We start from the raw sequence: 20,167 nt of genomic DNA on the forward strand, positions 1-20,167 counted from the left end.
TCAAATAACTCATTGAATAGATTTAAATTAATCAAAAAATTTTAATGTTTCATTTCTGAAAAAGCGTGCGCGCCTGTTATATCGAATTTATGCTCCGCTTATTTCTATGATGGAACTTGTATCTACCTGAGTTTAAAGAATAATATTATTTTCTACAAGAGAAACTGTACTGAATTAACTGGAAAAACGAGAATACTATTATCAAAAATCAAATAACACTGTATAAAGCACAATTAAATGTGCAGTTGAACAATCGTATGTATTATGGATAAATACGGTAGTTTTGTCGGTTTAATTTATTAAGCATGTAAGCGTTTAGACGCAGGTGGATACCTTATAAATAATGCATGAGAAAAGTATAGCGAAGCGAAACCAGCCGACTTTAATTGATCCGCTTTGATTTGCTTGTTGGACTTGTTCAACACCCGAATAAGGTGTCGGCGACGCGACACCTATTCTTATTGTTAGAGGTTTCCATTTACATTAAAATTTATTTTTTCTTTTACCAACCTAGGACCGTGCTCTGTAACTAGAATAATGGATTCAACTATTTTATTTTTACATTCGATTAAACGATCCGGTTTTATACTAAATTTTGCGATGTACATAGCTGATGCATTGATATGGTAATTGATGGCAGTCAATAATAAATAAAGAGAAAAATTATACTGTTCTATCCATTGAGCCTCTTCCATTCCAGAAGCATTAGCGGTAATTCGAGACATGATTTTATTTAGAATATCCTCTGCATCATTGTGTGCTTGAGAGCATAGAGCTGCATAAACTGTTCTGTAGCCAACTTCATCATCGGCTTCTTTGAATCTATCAAAAATATTAGGCCACTTTAAATCAACAGCATCAAAGTCTACACCAGACAGAGCGAGAGACTGTCTAAGACCATTTTCATAGTGATTTAACGATTCTTCTTTTTCCTCAATTTTTGTAAAATGATGTTTTTTCGCTTCTTGGGGATATTCTGAATTTTCAACACTTAATTTCCAGCTCCGATTTTGTTTACGTTCCGTAGTTAGGTGATTTTTAAAATAGGCTATTTGTTTGCCCATTGAATCTCCAAGGCTTACATAATGTAAATTGACAGCACCTTCAATAGCAGTTCTGCAAAGTGCTTCACTTGATGGAAATTGACCGATAAGGAAACAACCAAGAACGGCACTGCAATACTCGTAGTTTCTTTTGTACATATCATGCATTGAAGACCATGGAACAGCCTTAACTAAATTTTCTTGGTTTTCTTCGCACATTTGATTAATTAGTACATTAGATTTTTCTAAGTACAAAATTGCATTGTAAAGTGGTTCATTAAGTTCCATATCAAGTGATAACGTTCTTTGACTAATAAAATCAGAAACTAATTTGTCCATCTTATATCCTCGAACCTCTAACGTCTTAGTATTTGTGCTTTGCGTTCTTTGCAAGGCTCAAATCGCTTGAACGTATGTATAGTAGGACGTGTCGGTTTGCCAAACTCATTCACCGCTAAAGATGGTAACTAATCAACTGAAAAATAAGATTATATTAGAAATTTATTGATTACCGATTCCAGGGGGAACGAGTCGTCCTGTAAGTTATTGATTTAGTCTTATAAGTTATATACAAAACTATCTATGTGATTGAGTATATTGATATTAATTTTCAGTCACAAGATAAACCTGACTGTTTTTTGACAAACCGAGACTGCGTTCACCAAAATATCAATAATACGGTATAAAATCATCTCGTCGAACAGTTTTCAATATGCATAATAAATGTATGGCAAACCGATATGAATATATTGTGTGTGAGTAACTACTCTACAGAAAGGGGCATAATGATTTAGATGGATTTTAACTAATCTATAAACATCTGTAATTTAAACGCTAAAGAGACGTAAAATTAGTTCAGTCAGATAGTTAAGTATTTTAAAAGTATATATTGCGGCTTGTACGCTCACATGCCGTTGCATGCAACGGCATGTAAAATTGACTATAAACTGCATTATCTTTGTTACTTCAACTTCACTCAAAATTCTATTTAATGACAGTTATCGCTTAAAATGGTGAACTAAAGGTTCTTATTACTTTTTCCCTGAAATCGCCTCTAATCTCAAATGTAAAATCATCTATACAACTTTTATTTTGATAGATAGCATAAGGTGATAATGGACGTTCTGAAACACTCTCAACACCCATATCGAGTTTTACACTATCATTCCTTTTCCCAACGAAACCCCGTTTATTTAATGCTTTAAAGCCAGGTACCTTTTTAATATTGTTATCCATTATAACTTCTACATCAGGGATCTCTTGCTGAATTCTTAATGCGAACTCACTGAGTAACGGCTCTGCAAACGTATAAAGCCATGCATCTTTATTTGGAGCATTATTCATACGTAAAATACGACCTAGCACCTGTCTAAAATATAATTCAGTTTTAACGTGACTCAAATGACAACATACCTGCAAACGAGGGAGGTCTATGCCTTCAGAAACCATATTGACTGACACTATCCATTCCGAATCACTATGACGAAATTGATCGATAAGATACTGAGCATCGGGTTGCTTATAAGTCACTAATATCGCACTTTGCTTAAATTCAACCTGTAGAATATTCATAATATATTCTGCATGCTCAACTGAAGATGCGACAATTAAACCGGCTGCATTTGGGTTCATACATCTTATTTCGCTTAACTTATTACATGATAAATTTAATGCATAACGGATCGCAGTATCGTTCGTTATAATCGCTTGGTAGGATATAGAAGGGTCGCCTAATAAAGCCTGGAAGCTTGAGAATACTTTTGAAACTTTATTTTCTTGAGTTACAGTTAGTTTTTCATTATCAATCAAAACAATTTTAGGATTTCTGCAGACACTGTCTCTCACGGCCTCACTAAGCCCGTAGGCGTAATCACATTGAATAGCACCATCTGGCTCGATGTAATTAGAAAGAACGATAGGAGCCTTATCTGAGCGCCATGGTGTACCTGTTAATGCTAAGGTATAGGCAGCTTGAGATTGAATCTTTAATATAATCTCCTCACCCCATGCATTAGCGTTTTCAATTGTCGAACCAGAACAATGATGGATCTCATCAAAAATAACCAATACGCGATGGTTATTCATGATTTGCCAAAAGTCATCATTAAAAAACAATAAACTTTGGTATGTATATGAACAACCTAATGCACCAATAACACCATCAAACCGGTAGTTTAAACGTTGAGAGAACCGATCTCGAATACTATGGGCTACATTAATCGATGGTGAAAAGCATAAAATAAAATCAATAAGCTTAGACTTATGCAAACTCGCAGCTAGTTCTGCAGCCATAATAGTTTTGCCAGCCCCAGGCGTAGCTAAACATAAAAAATGCTTGCTAGTATGTTTAAAATGTTCAACAGCTGTCAATACACATTCTTCTTGCCAGGGTCTCAATTTCATCATTGCTTCCTCTGGTATGAGATAACGCTTTTTATCGCTTTGATTTGCCCTAATAACTTAGAGCTGTGCTCGCGAGACTGCAGGTAATTCGACTCTAAGTGCTCTTTCAATTCAGGGAGTGACTTGTACAATGCCATGTATTCTTCTGACTCAGCAATACTTGCAATCAAGTCTACTTCACACTGCTTTAAACGTTCATCAAGTAATGATCTAGTAATCTTTTTAGGACTCTTTACAAGCATTGGACTTGTTTGTTTATTCTTAATTTCCTCAGTTGTTAAGCCTGTCTGGTGAAACACATTTGTTTTATTATAACGATGCTCTTTTACGTTCTCAGAGTCGATCTTTTCAAGCATACCTAGTTTTTGTAGGCGCAAAATCTGTCGGTAAACCATCTTTCGAGAAAGAACAGGATCTGTTTCACAGGTAATATCCATATAAGCACTTCTCATTTCACTGACTGTAAAATTATTCAAATCATCAGTAATAAAAATTGAATATATTGACGTTGTAACTTTTATCGGTTTTTTCGGCATCATTCTAAATCCAAGGGTCGCACTTAAAGCGCACTACAAAATGCGGATTATAGTCCGTTGTTTTTGGTGTGACAAGAGCGGATAGTCTTTCATTTTTAGAATGATTTAAAATGAAAGACTTAGCGATTAATGTTGGATTGAAAATTAAAGTTAGAAGAAAAGAAATGCGAGTATCTCAAGATAAACTCGCGTTACTAGCCGATATTGATCGATCGTATGTGGGCCGTATTGAACGTGGTGAAGTCAATATTACGCTAGAAAAACTATATCAAATCGCTGAAGTGTTAGAGTGTGATGCTAAAGGCTTACTACCTTAAGCTTTACATCTTTAAAGAAGGACTCCCAATCACTGCTGTTAATAGTTGAAAATTCATCGCCATAAAAAATTCTGGTACTTTAGTAGATCCTCTTCCTACAAGCTCAGCAACACAAGAGCATATAAACAAGTTACGGATTAAATATCATGTACAATTTTGTAACGGTGCTTAACTTAACATTGATTTTTCACTCAATTATAATGACGTTTAAAAATCTTTTTATCGAGAAAACAAAATTCCATATTTACTTTGTTAATCAACTGCATAACCTCACCTTCAAGTTCGTAAAAATCATTTCTATGCAATCGAGGACAGTTTATTCCTACCTTTTTCATAACTTTAATCATTCTACCTTGATGCTTTTTATAATCATAACCACTTGCTGTAACACCTTGAACCAAATCATTTGATATTTTGATTTCAGCGTTCAATTCATTTATCCAATTCTCATAATCAACACCGATGTCTAACTTCCCATTTCGTGACAATGGAAATGCTATATTATACCATTTGAAAAAATTAAAACTCTTTATGTTCAATCGGTCATGACTGCTAACTTCTGATATCAAATAATCTTTGAATGTATTTAAGTGAGTTAAATGAATGTTTGAACGTGAAGCATCAATACTACTAAGGTAGTTATTTAGTGCGTGGTAGATACCAAATATGGTAACTGACGATACGAGTACTTTTAGAGCGAAGTCAACAAAGGATATAACATTAGTAAGCTCACTGAAAAAACTATCTATACATTGATAAGTAAAACAAATATTTTGACTAAAAAGCCCAGCTTTACCAAGTGAAAATATTGCTATTAAAATAGTTAGAATAGCGGATACGATTAAGTATATTTTTAATGAATTTAATAATGCTTTTACTTCTGAGTAATTTGACTTCATATCAATGCTAATCTCCAGCTGTCGGTTTTATTTTTCTAAGCCTTTGTCGCAAAGAATAAGCTGTTTTGTTAAAACATCTTTGAAGGATATTTAATTCAGCATGGGCTTTATGGAATAAGCGAAAATACCAGTATTCGCCAGCCTTAGTTATATGCCAATTTTCGAGTTTAGTAATAAATTTAATAGCCAAATTTATATCTTTTTTACTAGGCAATGGTTTAATTCTCAAAATTCTATCTAGAAGAATTTTATGCTGCCGATGCCCTAACCTACCAAGCTTATTGACTCTACCTTGGCATCGATCAAAACTTTTTCGATAATCTCTACTGACACGATAAACAGAGTCTTGAGCCAACAACTCTAAGTGTTTTACAGAAGATCGTATACGTGAAACTTCACTTGCTGGAAGTCTAGGTTCTTTATAATTAACCCTAAGGCCATGAACCATCAGCTCTTCAGTTGAACATCTAGATATCGTTGTTTTTTCTATGTTTATAGGTAAATCTTTTGACTGAACCATTTCGGTTATAATACTTTGAGCATAGGAAAAATCATGATCAAATTTCTTACTGGAAACTGTAATATCATCAACGAGTCGAGTATATGTTAGATTTTTATATTGAAGCCTTCTTACCACTTTAGCTTCCACATCAAATAGAACGGCGCTAGCAATATAGCTAGATGTTAACGCACCTTGTACTACATTCCCATTCAAGCAACATAACGAAGTGAGAGCATTAGAGACATCGTCTGGAAACTTAAGTAGATCTGAAAATATACTATATACATGTATTTCATGAATATTATCAAAAAAATCACTTATATCCATTTTAAGTAAGCTTTTCGAATTACAGTGATTTGTAGCACACGCCACATAATCTCTGGACAAATCTACTACTGGAACGGAACTATTATGTTGAGGATCATTAGGTATAGAACCAAACAAATAACTTGGCCAAGATATCAATCCACCTTTGATATGACGCTGATTAAATATTCGTTTATTGATACGCCTTTGAATTTTGCGAAGCGTTTTTTCGGGATTATAAACTACTCGAATAGAACCATTAGATTTTTAACTTCGATTCTTTGTATTTTGCAATTCAGTTAATGCATTAACATGATCAAATTCGTTACGAGTAATATTTAAAGCTATAAGTAGGTTGTCAACACTACTAATAGAGCGCTTAGACCTTTTACCAAAGTCATACTTATAAGACATTCAATATCATTCCAGAATAATTATATACCTAGCCTACCCATACAATAGGTCACAACCAAACTCAGCTACCGAAACATATTAACTTAATCACAACTTACCTGTTCTTGGTTGCGGCTAGGCATATCAAGCGCTACGGTTGCTTGCAGCCGTGGCGAAGGCAGGGGGGCCCTGGTGTAGTTCTAATGCAAATGCTTAGAACGCTAATTAAAATCTAACTAGCAACGTGATCAAATATTTTAATAATTTGTCGTAGTAGAGCAGCGATACGCCACCGTGAAATTACATTATCATATCAATTACTTACAATCAACATTTTAAATGTAAAACCCACAAGTAAGTGGCTTAATAGAGATTCACGTCCGTGATTTTAGTTCTTTGCAATCATCATTATCTACTACTGATAAAAGGTCATGATGATGTAGGGAGGTACAAGGCTAAAGTAGGACACAAGTAAGTTAGAGTAAAATGCTAGTTTAGTTTGTTCTTATTACAAGACGGCCACCATATTGAACATAAGATAAAATGTTGAATATGGATAATGTAAATATTTACGGACCTATTTTATTCTTATTCCTGAGCGATAACATAGTTTCAATAAATTTAATTCTATCAGTTACCTTTTCCACGTATTGCTCATATACAAGTGGTATATTGTCATGAAATTTCATGTAAATGTTCAATGCTTCATGGTATTTATCTAGAGCTTCAGCTAGTTTGTCTTCGTTTTCTAGCAAAAGCGCTATGTTGCTTAGTGTAGTAGCCACATCCGGTAAATATGCTTGTGGGTTCGATTTAGCAAGTTGACGTCTGATATACAGCGCCTCCTGATAGTTTTTTCTTGCTCCATCTAACATGTTTTCATCTACAAAATGATTAGCCAAATTATTAAGTGTGATAGCTAAGTATGGCAAAAAAGTTCCTGGATTTGAATCGTTCAGCTGACGGTATATTCTCAATGCTTCTTGACACTTTTCTCTAGCTTCAGTCTTCTCATTTATTCTAGTAAATAAACGCGCAAGATTAATGAGAGTTACAGCTAGATCTGGCAAATAAGTATTGGGATTAGATTCAACCATTTTACGCTGTATGCTTAAAGCCTCTTGATACATTTTTTTGGATTCTATCAATAAATTCATTTTTAAGAATAAATTCGCCTGATTATTCAGTAAGACAGCTAATTCCGATAAATAAGCACTTGGGTTTAACTTTGCCAACCTACGCCTAATAATTAGCGCCTCATGATATTGATCTCTGGCATCAACTAACGCGTTCTCTATCGATGATAAATTAGCAAGATCGTTAAGCGTTGTCGCTACACCGGGTAAGTAAACTTGTAAATTCGATTCAGCTAGCTGGCGCCGGATAACTAACACTTCATGAAATTTATTTCGCGCTTCATCTAAGGCGTTTACTTTAACCAGCTGATTTGCATAATTATTAAGTGTTTTTGCCATGTCAGGTAAATACACTTGTGGATTAGATTCGACTAATTCCCTCTGGATAACCAGCGCCTCTAGAAATATTTCTCTTGCCTCAGATAGCATATTAGATCTGTAGAGAAAATACGCAAAGTTATTCAGAGTGATTGCTAAACTGGACTGATATATCTGTGGGGCCAAACAGGTTAGTTCACGTTTAATATTCAGCGCTTCACGGTATGCTTCATAAGCCTTTGTCTCTGAATATTCTTTTGCAAGCAAGTTTGCTAGGTTAGTCAGTGAAACAGCCAATACAGGCAAATAAATTTGCGAATTTAATTGAGCTAACTGACGCTGAATATCTATAGCTTCTTGATATAATTCTTTAGCTTCTGGGTGCTCATTCTGACTATTTAGCAAGATTGCTATATTGATAAGTATTATTGATAAATTAGACAAGTGTCCATGGGCATTAGACTTAGCTAACTGGCGTAGAATAACTAATGCCTCTTGATATTGACTCTTAGCTTCAAACAGTGAATTTTCATCGGCATACAAATTAGCTAAGTTGTTTAACACACCAGATACTCCAGTCATATCAAATAGTTGTCTATATTGAGTCAGAGCTTCTTGATAAAGACTTTTAGCTTCAGTAAATAAGTTATGTTCATACAAAAAACTAGCAAACCTATATTTGTGCTCAGGTGAGTTGGATGAAACTAACGATTTTCTATAAAAATTGATTGTTTGTGGAATACGCAGGTCATTTAAACTAAAGTTTGTAGCAGTTAACTTGGCCTTTAAGGAAAATTCTTCAGCATTAACCTCTAGTTTTACTTGTGTCTTTTTTACTAACTCCAAAGCATTACTTTTTAGTTGTAACAAAGACATCTGTTCAGAGTTTAAACTATCAGCATTTAGAGCTTCTCTGGCAGAATTTAAGTCTCCATTATTAAAGAATTCTTTAGCATATTTCAATCGTTCAGAATCATTATGGGATTCCGAATTCTTAATTAACTGGTATAATGAAATTATTTCATTCTCAAACTGTACTAGTTGATCTTCACACTGAATTACAGCTTGAGTTGCACAGTTAAGATCGTTACTGAAGTCATTATCTTCGGGGTATTTATTGTATCTAATCTCGCATTTTTGTCGATTAGTGATTGATTCTTCAAGCTCGCCTTTAAGACGTTTGTAATCAGGTGTATTATAAAAATTCTGGATTATGCTGTTTCCACTACCGACAATTACGCAACCTTCCGCATCAATATCCCCAACACTAAAGCTAGATTCACTCACTTAGAGCTACCTATTATGTTGTGGTTTCCCACAATGACTGTACCACTAGCTTCGATATTACCTGTAGTGATTTGAGTCACTTCTATAGACGAAATCCCTTGGACCATATGTGAAATTTCTTCTTTAATTTGCTCATTTGTCTCCAAAACCGCAAGTAAAGAAGCGTCAAACAATTCTTTTTTATCGTTATCTTTGAATGCTTCCAATCTTGGGAAAACGGCGCCTAAAGTAGTTTTAAGTGCATCATAGTATACTCCTCCACTTATAGCTCCCCAGGAAAATTCAATGAGTTGGTTCAAATCCATGCTTAACTCCTAGTAACGTAATTTAAATAATAGGTAATACCCACCTAAATCGTCAGAGCATTTTATATTACAGTATTTCGGTTGAACATTAGAATAATTTAATTCTGTACATAAGAAGAATATAGCGCATAACCTTTACTGAAAGTTGTTGTAATTCAGTAAAATAATCCACAAATTTGTAAATACCTAAGAGGTCTATGGCATCTTTGTGTTATGTGGAACTTAGTTTAAAGTTTACTTATAGTTACGCTAGCATGACCAGTGTCAGGGTAATAAACAAACACCTAGGAAATTCCAAAGTTAGTAGTGTTATCGTTGATATTAATTTGATTAATTCGTTGAATCACATCAAGGGGTATTATCCTGACGAAAAGTTAACTAATGCCGATGTAATTAAATTAACTGTTGAAGCATTGCATAAGGAACTAGCTTGCTTGAAATGATATTTTCGGGGCGTAATTAGTTCAATAGATTTAACGTAGCGAACCACTACTAGATACTGATCTTACATCACATACTTTATGCACAGTGGTTAATATTAGTATTAACCGTACCCTAGAGTAGCCTTCATGTATACGTCTACATAGATTGGTCATATCGAGTATACAGAGTAGATAGCTCGCTTATTGGATTATCGATTGCCACGCGGTTAACATCATACATGATGGAATAATATTGACAAATACTCCCGATATAATTTTATGTCGAGCTGAAAATTTTGTCATCATTCCCATACATTCTAACGCGATTCTATCCAAAATCTTGTTATCCCTTATCTGACCTATTAATGTTTAACGGTATTTTATGAAAACTTGGTTCCGACTCTCTGATATTTCAGACAAACAAATATGTAAATACCAAAATAATCATATTTATTCAAATAAATGAATAAACAGGTTCATCAAGTAACTCTAGTTTTCTTAGACTTTAGTTATTATTAGTCTTTTGATAATATGAGTAATATAAAATTATTTAAAGAAGATAGCGTTGATATCAGAACAACGATATTAACATCAGGATGATTAAACAAGGTTTATAATTGATAACTTATAGGATTCAATGAAGGTATTAGGGAAATTGATGATTTATGATCACGCCAAAATGAAGTGGTTTCTTCACCCAAACAATCACCAGCAGCATCACTTGCGTCATGGTTCGTTATCGCAGACGTAAATTGAATATCTAACCCTTTCTGCTCGCAACCACTGATAATTTGTTCGCGCCAATCACTGTGAATTTCACCTGATAAATAAACAACGTATTTCATAAGTCATACCTACTTATATTGAATGTAACTGTATTGAATGTAACTGTATTGAATGTAATTATATTGAAACACTAACCCCGTTAAATTGTATACAATAAAATGGCAAAGTAGACACAATGTAACAATACCTTAACAACTTAAGGCGATAAGGTAAATACCAGCCTAGATAAACTCACAACCAGCGACGAACTTTTGCTTGATAACTGATGAATTCAGGTCCAAATATTTCTGCAAGCGCTCGCTCCTCAGGTTCAATCTGAAATTGGTTCATATAAAGCACGAAACCGACAACGCCTATACTTACCCAAGGTGATGATAAATACATAACCCATGCAGTCAAAAATAAAGCAAAGCCAACATACATAGGGTTACGTGATATGGCATAAATACCCGAACTTACTAGCGCAGTCGCTGCTTCAGGTTTTAAAGGGTTAACCGTTGTTTTAGCGCGTCGAAAAGAAACAACACCCGCAAGACAAAAAAAGATCCCTAAAGCGACTGTCGCAGCTGATAAGGTCAAACGCGCCACGGTATTCATCTCAACCGTCGGTACAACAAATGAAATAGCCCACATAGCAAACGCAAATAGTCCCGCTACAAGTGGTGGTGGTACTCTATGTTTAAGTGCTTGCATCATACTCTCCGAGGTTATGATCTCTTGTTATATGCCACTACAGTCCAGCTTGGATCATCTCTTTAATAACAACCGCTTTAACGAAGTGATCCAATTTATGTATTTGGATCCACCAAGTCGCCGCTTCCATCAGTAACTCCGGCTTATCATTTTTGTTGGCGAAAAAGGCATAAAATGAAAGGCCGACATTATCGCCTTTGCTGGCTATTTTTTTATTACAAACATCAATTATTTTGTTTCTTAATTCTTGTCTCATTATGTACTCATATGCAGAAATGTTCTTGAATGTGGAGGGGTATTATTCGGGGTTTAACTTCAAATGCATCTCGATAAGCGGATGCTCAGCAACCGACCCGGCGTCCTTAATATAGCTAAAATCCAACGACTCATAGTAATGTTTAAGATTTTTGTGCGCATGAATTTCAATCCGATTTAAATTGAGTTCTTTCGCCTTGTTGACTAACGAGCTAATTAACGTTGTGGATAACCCCTGGCCTCTGAAATCAGACATAATAGAAACCCTAGCTAAGGTCGCATGGGTAGGACTCACGAGTGTTAGCCTTGCCGTACCCACTAAATCGTCGCCTTGAGTCATTAAGGCATGATAAGCGCCGTCATCTAATCCGTCTGAATCCAGCTGTGAAGGTATGCCTTGTTCCGTGACGAATACACTGTGTCTAATTTTTCTGGCTTTTCCAATAAGCTCAGGATCATTGCCAATAACTAACTTCATGATATTCCCTCATCAGATAACAATTTTTGTTTTAATTCTAAGAGTTACTTCTCTAAGGTTTACAATGGAAGTTTAATTTATTGCCATCTAAATCTCTGAAATAAGCACAATAAAACCCACCTGAGCGCACGCCAGGGTCGCCCTCATTTTGTCCACCTAAAGCTAATGCTTTTTTATGCAGCTTATCGACGTCCTCAACCGAAGAAGCAGCTAAAGCGACCATGGTGCCATTACCATAACTCGCATCTTCACCATCGAAGGGCGTTCCTATTGCCAGTACCGGTTTTTCGTCACCAAAACTCCACGCTAGAAATGTTTTCGAATCGGCTACTTTTTTAGCCCCCATCATATCCATTAAAGAGCTGTAAAAATAACGCGAAACGTCGATATTTTGTGATCCTAACATTACATATCCAATCATTTATATTCTCCTATACGGAATTGAATTCATATTTATTATATACCGTAATCTCGTTCTACTTTTGAAATACGAACCTTGAAAGAATCATACCAAGACTTACGACCAATTTTTTGAGCGGTTAAGTGCTCAGTGTTCGCTTTCCAATTTTTAATTGACTCGAGATCCGCCCAGTAAGAAACGGTTATCCCAACATTTTCTCTTGCTGATTCAATGCCCAAAAATCCAGATTGCTGATCTGCTAATTCAACCATCCTATTGGCCATGTCATCATAACCATTATCACCGTCTGTACGTGTAGACGTGAAAATAACAGCAAAATAGGGTGGTTTAGGTGTATTGGCGATAACTGACATTTTTACTCCTAAGTATCAAATTTTGTAAACAACAGAGGCAACGAATCGTGGCACTGAAGCGCAGATTTTTACTGCTGATTGCTATGCGTTTTATATTTATTGGCTTTCCACTGAAGCCATTTTTACCCCAGCGAAAATTAACATACAGCCAGCAGACCGATTTATCAGTTTCGTTATGATGGGTTTTATCCCAACACTAATTGATTTGAACCCCAAATACCCGTATAGCGAATAACAAAAAAGATCTATAAAAATAGTGATTAAACACAATATGGCTAATTGAGGGATAATTGGATGAGATATATCAATAAACTGTGGCAGCAATGCTGAAAAATACAACAGTGCTTTTGGGTTCGATATTTCTAAAATAAAACCTTTCAAAAATACTTTATACCAACTGCCTTTCTCATTGTTTGACTTGTTAATCCTTAAAGGGCCTGCATCACTAAAGATTGCACTGAACCCAAGGTACAAAAGGTATGCAACACCTACCCATTTAATTACCGTGAATAAACTGTGTGACGCGATTAGGAGTCCTGCAATACCTGTAGCAGACAAGACGAAAAATACAACGTTTGCTGTCGCAATACCTAATATCACCCAAACAGAACTCTTAAATCCATTGGACGCGGACTCAGCTGTGACAGCAATTGCAGCAGGTCCCGGTGAAAGTACCACGACAAAAGTCGCGGCGAGAAAAAGCATCAATGTATCTAACGGGATCATGTGAACCTCCTGAATTAATGTATTCACAATACATTAACAACTTAAGGGTGCGAGGTAAACGGTGGCTACCATTAAAGGTTGGACGAGCAGCGAGATAGTTATTCTAATACGTATATTATAAACGTTAACTCACTATTTTCTTTGACATATTATAGCCACTAATAACAAAGCCAACGTCTTGATATAACTTTAAAGCACGCTGATTTTGATACGCTACTCTTAACTTTATTTGTTCAATGCCAATCGCTTGCAGTTGAGATTCAAGGGCTTTAATAGCTAATTTCCCATACCCGTTATTACGCTGATTCGAGAAAATGAAAAAGTCATAAATAAACGTCGATTTATCGCTGACCTTAACTGAATGCCATAGATAACCGACAACTTCTGATTCCGAGCCTGATTCTGATTTAAGTTCAAGACACAGTAAATCATGTTCATTAGTTTCCAATCCATTAGGGAAGCTACGAATCAAATCTTGCTCGGCTAATTCGATAGCCCTGTCCATTGTATGACCGTAGTTCTCAGCTATTTCACGACTATAATCATCAATGAAATAATCACAATAAGCGGGATATTCCACTAATGTCATAGGTCTAAGTTGAATCATGGTTAATCCTTTAAATAAATCGATTTAAAAACGATAAAATCAATCTGGCAGCTTTCGCCACCGGATTAATTTTATTTTTATAACTGAAAGCAATAAAACTTAAATCAACTCACAACAGTAAACGAACTCAGCCCTAAACCACTGCCCTTGTTCACTCTAACTTGTACCGGAATACGTTCTTTTAAAGCTTCAACATGACTGATCACACCTATCATCTTGCCTGACGCATTCAAATTATCTAATGCATCTAAGGCGATATCTAATGTCTCAGCATCGAGCGTACCAAAGCCTTCATCAAGGAATAATGAATCAATGCTGGTTTTATGGCTAACCAAGTCAGACAAGCCTAGTGCCAGCGCCAAACTCACTAAGAAGCTTTCACCACCGGATAAGGTTTTGGTGTCACGCACTGCATCCGCTAACCAAGTATCAACAACTTGTAAGGCCAAGGCTTCGCTGCCTGACGCTAGCTTACGCTGCAACTGGTAGCGGCTGTGTAAACGGTTTAATTGTTGGTTGGCTAAAGTCACTAAGTGATCGAGCGTTAACCCCTGTGCAAAGCGGCGGAACTTGCTGCCATCTTTCGAGCCAATCAAACTTTGCAGATACGCTTTGTCATCATAATCAGCTTCACAGGCTTTGATCTGCTGATAAAAATCAGCTAAGTCAGCGCTGCGTGTAGTATCATCGGCAAGACGTTGTTTCAATTCACCTTGACGCTGTAAACCTTGGTTTAGCCGTGTCGTTATCTCGTCTAACTGAGTAACCAGAGTGACAATATCCAATTCGGTTAACTGCGTCTGTTGCAGTGTTAACAAACGCTCACGGGCTTGTTCAAACAACGCCTGACAACGCGTTAAGTTCGCGGTTAGCTGTGATTTAAGCACCACTAATCGCTGTTTTTCCTCTGCAGGCAGTAACGCCTGATTAAACTCAACGTCAGTAGCAAAAGGACTTGCATCTAATGCGTGTTGCCATGTCGCTAAACAGTCACTTGATTCTTGCTGTTGCTGCACCAAACCTTGTTGTAATGTGGTTAATTCACCTTGTTGTGCATGCAACTGATTCGATAATGCATGATCTTGCGTTGAACATGCTTGATGCGCTTGTTCTGCTGTCGTTAATTGCTGCTGCATAGTTTGTCGTGCATCTGCCACGCTACGCTGACCAAATAACTGCTGACGTTGTTGCTGTTTAGCAGTGAGGTTATCAGACAAGTTAGACAAAGTTTCGAGGGTTTGTGCTATCGCTAATTCCAGTTTCACCAGCTGTTCACGTAATGGCGTTAACTGACTTTCTGCCAGTAACAACTGCTCATTCGCAGCCTGTAACAACTGAGATTGTTGATCCCACTTTTGTAGTGCTTGCTGACATGTCACTAACCAATTATCAAGCAGGCTCCATTCCGGTAATGTAAGTCCTAGCTCTGTCACGTTATTGATTAATGTCTGTTGTAGCTCGGTTAATACCTGCCCTTGTTGCTGCGCGTCTTGTGTTAGTTTCTGTTCGGCGTCTTGTGTTGCTTTGACATCGCGATTTACCAATTCAATTTGATGTTGCAGCTGTGCACTGTTCTTATCAAATTCAGTTAATGCCTGTTGCGCACTTTGTAATTGCATGTTCGCTGCTTTCAAGGCTTGAATACGTTGTGATAACTGCGCTAATTGCACACCTTGCTGCTGTACAAATACCTGGGTATTGGCACTATCCGTGATCATCAGGTTGGCATTGAGTTGCTCATTATAGGTTTGCCATTGCGCAACAAACGAATCTAACTGCTGCTGCAATGTCGCATTACGATGATTAAAGTGTTCGAGCTTGGTATTCGCTTCAACCAAGCGGTTTTTAAGCTCTCCACCATCGGTTTCAATCTGTTTTAGGTTCAGCTCTAATTGGGTTTTACGCTGCACTGTCAGTGAGTCGGCAATATGCTGATATTCTTCGATCAACGGATGCTCTGTCGAACCACATAACTGACAGGCTTGCCCCGGTTCTAACTGACTACGTAATTGTTCTAGACTGGCAATCTTCTGTTCTTGTTCTAATAAACGCTGAACATCATTTAACTCGTTCTTTTTGGTTTTAAACAGCTCGCGCTTGGCGGTGATCTCAACATTAATACCAGCACGTTGTTGCTCTAATGCAACCATGCTTGCTTGATTGGCCTCAAACTCTTGCGACTCTGTCAGGTAACGCTGTTGTAAACCAGAAAGCTGCTCAACAATACCCTGTAAACGTGATTGCTGGCTAAATGCCTGTTCAAGGTCTGGTAAATCATCACCGACTAGTAAATCAGAGACTTGCTGCTGCGCTTGATTAACCGCATTTTTTACCGCCGATTCACGCTCAACATTGGCGGTCACGTTATTCGCTAGCTGCTGTTGCGCAGTTAAACTCTGCTGTAATGACTGCTGATTCGTAATCACTTGCTGCTGCAGTGTCGCGACATTCGCTTGTTGTTGATTGCATTGCTGTATTTGACTTTGCCATAGCGGTAATCGCGTACTTAACTGCGCATCTTGTGCATGTTGCTGTTGATACGTTTGGCATGCGTTAACCGTAGTTTTAGCTGTTTCGGCTGTTTGCGTTAATGCGGCGAGGTTCTGCTGCGTGGTTTGCAGTTCGCTATTTTGCTGTTGCTGTTGTGACTGACATTGCAACTGCTCTTTACTTAGCTGCGCACACTCATTATCCAATGGCATAATCTGCTCATTGATTAATATTTCTTGTGCTTGGCTTTGTTGTTTACAGGCATCAAGTTGTGCTTGGCTAGATCGTAGCTTTAGTTGGTTATCTGCAACCGCAGTTTGCGCAGAAACTACAGACGTTTGCAGAGCTTGTTGCTTTTGTTCTAATTCAGCCAACTTGGTATCCGCTTGGCTTAAATGGGTAAAAGGTAAACGTAATGCTTCTGCAGGTTCTGCCTGTTCTAATCTGTCTAGTGCAGGCTGCTGAGCTGTTGTCTCTTGTTCTGTATTAACTAAACTCGTTTGCGCTTCGGTCACGCCGACTTGGGCTTTTTCAAGCTGTTCACGCCATTGCTTTTGCTGTTGTAAGCTAGTTTGCTGCTGAGTAAGGTCGGTAACTAAGGTTTCTCCCCCTGTTTGCTCACCGACGATCTCAGCACGTTGTTCGTCCGTGAGTAAGTTAACCCCATCCGCTTTCGCACGGAGTTTATCTAATTCTGCTTTGGCTAGGTTATGGCTTTCAAATACCGCTTGGGAGATCTGGCCATAAATTTCGGTACCAGTCAGTTCTTCAAGTAACTCAGCGCGATCATTCGCTGGCGCATTCAAAAACGCGGCAAATTCACCTTGCGATAACAGCATAGATTTACGGAAACGCGAAAAATCGAGTCCAGTGATCTCAGCCACCAGCTGCTTTTTCAATTTCACTTGGCTTGCCAGAATATTACCCGAGACAACTTCTGCTAGTTCTACCTTCATCTCTTGTAAATTGCCCTGCGGACTGTTTTTAGCACGGCGCTGACTCCAACTGGCGCGATAACCTTTACCCTGTACTTCAAATTCAACTTCCGCTGCACATTCTGCGGTATTACGCGTCATCACCTCGTTTTGCGATTTCGATATCACTAGGCGTGGCGTTTCGTGATACAAGGCCAGACAGATCGCATCTAAAATCGTGGTTTTCCCCGCACCCGTTGGTCCGGTTATCGCAAATAGGCCATTACTGAGAAACGGTTCTTGGTCAAAATTAAGCTGCCACTCGCCTTTTAACGAGTTAATATTTTTAAAGGAAAGACGTTTGATCTTCATTATTTGTCCTCCTGCGTTGCATGCTCTACTTGCTCAACAATCTGTTTAAAGGCTAATTCGATACGAGATTTACGGGCAATTTCCGCATCAGTGGTAAACTCAACACCTGCTAAACAACGCTGGAAAACATCATTCACCGACAATTCTGATAAGGTTTCTTTTACTTGGCTATGCAAATGTTGCTCTCTGTCTTTACGGGCGCGACGTACTTGTAATACTTCAACAGGCAGGTCTGTGGTCATCATTTCAATGCGGGTTTGTAAATCGGTTAAATAATCTTGTTCTTGCACTTCGATGCTCAGCCAAACCGGCAGCTCATCCTCGTGGCTTTTAAACTCGGCTAATTGTGCTTCAATACTTTCAAGATTACCTTTAAGTACCTGCATAGGTTGAAACTGGGGAATAGTTAATTCCGTTACCCCATCTAACTTACCCTCGGAAAAACTCACCAAGTTAACGCTCTTTGGCTTTTTAACTTCATCAAAGCTAAGTGGTATTGGTGAGCCGCTGTAGCGGATATGTTCCGATTTAGCGACCTTCTGCGCGCGGTGGATATGTCCAAGGGCAATATAATCTGCAGCAGGAAACTGATTAGCAGGGAATGTTTCAAGGGTTCCAATATAGATATCGCGTACCGACTCTGTGACCGAGACACCCAGCGCAGTTAAATGACCCGTGGCAATAATCGGCACTGCGAACCCAAGTTGTTCACGCTTTTGCTTCGCTAATTGATACAAATTAGCGTAATGCTCTGTAATTGCCGACCCTAAACGTTGCTGTTTCTCTGTACCTGATTGCCATGCTTCACTTTGCATCACATCACGGGGGCGAATAAACGGTACCGCGCAAAGCAATGCACCGACTTCACCTTTGCGATCCTTCAACTCTAATACCTGCTGCTCTAAATCAAGCGACACACTCGAGATAACGCGGGTATTAAGCTGTGACAATAATTGCTTTGATTCATTTAACGTTGCCACAGAATCATGATTACCCGCTAGAATAATTAACTGACACTGGATTTTACTCATGGCAACAACAAAACTATTGTAAAGCTCGCGCGCATAACTTGGCGGTGTACCAGTATCAAAAATGTCACCCGCGACAATAACCGCATCCACTTGATGCTGTTCTATCTGCTTGAGTAACCAAGCCATAAACAGGCTGTGTTCATTAGCGCGACTTTTAGTGATGAAATGCTGGCCAAGATGCCAATCTGAGGTGTGCAGTATTTTCATGAAACGTTGGTTTCCTAGCGGTAAAGGTAAGCTATCGCTAGTGTAAATAAATACTGGTTTTACTTCCAGTTGTTTTGCGGTTAATCACTTAAGTTACAAAAATTTAACATCACATGGGTCTTATCGGCACAAAACTGTGCGAGAATGCTCGAACAACTAAATAATTTAAAAGAAGTTACGTCCATGAAAATACACCACATTGAAGGTTATATTCAAACTATTCTATTAGTCGAATATCCAGACAAGTTATTATTGCTTGATGGCGGCTGTCGATGTGACGTACCTGTGATAAAAGCCTTCATTACTGAAACGCTACAGCGCGAGATGAGTGATTTAAAACTGATATTGGTATCGCATATGCACCCAGATCACGCTGGCGGAGCACACTTATTACGTAAAAAGTTTGGCTGTAAAATTGCTTCGGTTGGGTTTGAGAAGCAATGGTATCAAGGTTTCAAAGGCCGTGTTGGCCATGCTATTGATGTGATGTTGGCGTTATATGTAGCGCGCCGCAAAGGTAAAAAATTCAAAAATATTTATTATCATCCACATCTGCAGCCCGATATTATTTTACACGACGAAATCTGTGTGCCTGACTTTAGCGAGTGGATGGTGCATTTTACTCCAGGACATACCGATCGTGATCTGTCGTTTTTACACCAGCCCACTCAACAGATGTATGTGGGTGACATGATCTTAAAACTAAAAAACAGATTCACCTCACCCTTTCCGATATACCAGCCCGACGCCTATAAGCAATCATTGAACAAACTATTACAACTCAACATCACTAAAATATTAATGGCGCATGATGGTTATACCGAAATTAGCCGTGATGATATCCAACGATTAATAGATAAGAGTACGAATCACCCACTCACTGTCGAAAAAGTAGTTAAGCGCAAATTTAAAGGCCTCATTTTCAATAACAAAACGTAAATATTATGGTGTTAGAAGCATGACTCAT

Annotated in this window: 17 protein-coding genes and 2 pseudogenes; 2 read left to right on the forward strand and 17 right to left on the reverse strand. The window is 37.8% G+C overall.

The annotated features are described in order from the left end of the window. Positions 1 to 464 precede the first annotated feature (464 nt). The 3 genes from PE36_RS07995 to PE36_RS08005 form a co-directional block, all read right to left on the reverse strand. Positions 465 to 1,382 (reverse strand): DUF5677 domain-containing protein, encoded by a 918-nt coding sequence (locus PE36_RS07995; RefSeq protein ID WP_006031486.1) that lies wholly within the window; start codon positions 1,380 to 1,382, stop codon positions 465 to 467. Between the two features lie 666 nt (positions 1,383 to 2,048). Continuing rightward, a complete protein-coding gene (locus PE36_RS08000) occupies positions 2,049 to 3,449 on the reverse strand; it encodes a DEAD/DEAH box helicase (protein ID WP_006031487.1) in 1,401 nt (466 codons plus the stop codon). Next, on the reverse strand, positions 3,446 to 3,982 hold the full coding sequence (locus tag PE36_RS08005) for a hypothetical protein (RefSeq protein WP_043994294.1): 537 nt from the start codon (positions 3,980 to 3,982) through the stop codon (positions 3,446 to 3,448). The genes PE36_RS08000 and PE36_RS08005 overlap by 4 nt, the downstream gene beginning before the upstream one ends. 110 nt (positions 3,983 to 4,092) lie before the next feature. Between PE36_RS08005 and PE36_RS08010 the strand changes: the two genes are divergently transcribed. After that, positions 4,093 to 4,299, forward strand: coding sequence for a helix-turn-helix domain-containing protein (locus PE36_RS08010; protein WP_006031489.1), 207 nt, complete (start codon positions 4,093 to 4,095; stop codon positions 4,297 to 4,299). A 191-nt stretch (positions 4,300 to 4,490) separates the two neighbouring features. Here the strand turns inward: PE36_RS08010 and PE36_RS08015 are convergent, their stop codons facing one another. The 14 genes and pseudogenes from PE36_RS08015 to sbcD form a co-directional block, all read right to left on the reverse strand. Beyond that, positions 4,491 to 5,198 (reverse strand): retron Ec48 family effector membrane protein, encoded by a 708-nt coding sequence (locus tag PE36_RS08015; protein ID WP_006031490.1) that lies wholly within the window; start codon positions 5,196 to 5,198, stop codon positions 4,491 to 4,493. A 7-nt stretch (positions 5,199 to 5,205) separates the two neighbouring features. Further along, a pseudogene (locus tag PE36_RS08020) lies at positions 5,206 to 6,261 on the reverse strand (reverse transcriptase family protein); the annotation flags it as partial. Between the two features lie 707 nt (positions 6,262 to 6,968). Beyond that, positions 6,969 to 9,140 carry a tetratricopeptide repeat protein gene (locus PE36_RS23715; RefSeq protein ID WP_006031492.1) on the reverse strand — a complete coding sequence of 724 codons (2,172 nt, stop codon included), beginning with the start codon at positions 9,138 to 9,140 and terminating at the stop codon, positions 6,969 to 6,971. After that, a complete protein-coding gene (locus tag PE36_RS08030) occupies positions 9,137 to 9,445 on the reverse strand; it encodes a hypothetical protein (protein ID WP_006031493.1) in 309 nt (102 codons plus the stop codon). The genes PE36_RS23715 and PE36_RS08030 overlap by 4 nt, the downstream gene beginning before the upstream one ends. A gap of 1,078 nt (positions 9,446 to 10,523) precedes the next feature. Further along, positions 10,524 to 10,712 (reverse strand): annotated as a pseudogene (locus PE36_RS08040) (YtoQ family protein); the annotation flags it as partial. Positions 10,713 to 10,884: 172 nt separating this feature from the next. Next, positions 10,885 to 11,346: an isoprenylcysteine carboxylmethyltransferase family protein gene (locus PE36_RS08045; protein WP_043994279.1), complete on the reverse strand. Its 462-nt coding sequence runs from the start codon at positions 11,344 to 11,346 to the stop codon at positions 10,885 to 10,887. A 37-nt stretch (positions 11,347 to 11,383) separates the two neighbouring features. Further along, the gene (locus PE36_RS08050; RefSeq protein WP_006031497.1) at positions 11,384 to 11,602 is read right to left on the reverse strand and encodes a DUF6500 family protein; all 219 of its coding nucleotides are present in this window, start codon (positions 11,600 to 11,602) and stop codon (positions 11,384 to 11,386) included. Between the two features lie 42 nt (positions 11,603 to 11,644). After that, a complete protein-coding gene (locus PE36_RS08055) occupies positions 11,645 to 12,079 on the reverse strand; it encodes a GNAT family N-acetyltransferase (RefSeq protein WP_006031498.1) in 435 nt (144 codons plus the stop codon). A gap of 52 nt (positions 12,080 to 12,131) precedes the next feature. Continuing rightward, a complete protein-coding gene (locus PE36_RS08060; RefSeq protein WP_006031499.1) occupies positions 12,132 to 12,485 on the reverse strand; it encodes a VOC family protein in 354 nt (117 codons plus the stop codon). 50 nt (positions 12,486 to 12,535) lie between these two features. Beyond that, complete coding sequence (locus tag PE36_RS08065) at positions 12,536 to 12,853, reverse strand: antibiotic biosynthesis monooxygenase (protein WP_006031500.1); 318 nt, start codon at positions 12,851 to 12,853, stop codon at positions 12,536 to 12,538. Positions 12,854 to 12,949: 96 nt separating this feature from the next. Continuing rightward, positions 12,950 to 13,579: a LysE family translocator gene (locus PE36_RS08070; protein WP_006031501.1), complete on the reverse strand. Its 630-nt coding sequence runs from the start codon at positions 13,577 to 13,579 to the stop codon at positions 12,950 to 12,952. Positions 13,580 to 13,703: 124 nt separating this feature from the next. Then, entirely contained in the window at positions 13,704 to 14,186 is a 483-nt protein-coding gene (locus PE36_RS08075) for a GNAT family N-acetyltransferase (RefSeq protein WP_043994284.1), read from the reverse strand. Between the two features lie 104 nt (positions 14,187 to 14,290). Continuing rightward, a complete protein-coding gene (locus PE36_RS08080; RefSeq protein ID WP_006031503.1) occupies positions 14,291 to 17,962 on the reverse strand; it encodes an AAA family ATPase in 3,672 nt (1,223 codons plus the stop codon). Further along, positions 17,962 to 19,200: an exonuclease subunit SbcD gene (sbcD, locus tag PE36_RS08085; protein ID WP_006031504.1), complete on the reverse strand. Its 1,239-nt coding sequence runs from the start codon at positions 19,198 to 19,200 to the stop codon at positions 17,962 to 17,964. The genes PE36_RS08080 and sbcD overlap by 1 nt, the downstream gene beginning before the upstream one ends. Before the next feature lie 183 nt (positions 19,201 to 19,383). On the opposite strand from sbcD, the gene PE36_RS08090 reads away from it, so the two are divergent. Then, the gene (locus PE36_RS08090) at positions 19,384 to 20,139 is read left to right on the forward strand and encodes an MBL fold metallo-hydrolase (RefSeq protein WP_043994287.1); all 756 of its coding nucleotides are present in this window, start codon (positions 19,384 to 19,386) and stop codon (positions 20,137 to 20,139) included. Positions 20,140 to 20,167: the final 28 nt, after the last annotated feature.

Origin of the sequence: Moritella sp. PE36, from assembly GCF_000170855.1 — a bacterium.
Taxonomy (GTDB): Bacteria; Pseudomonadota; Gammaproteobacteria; order Enterobacterales; family Moritellaceae; genus Moritella.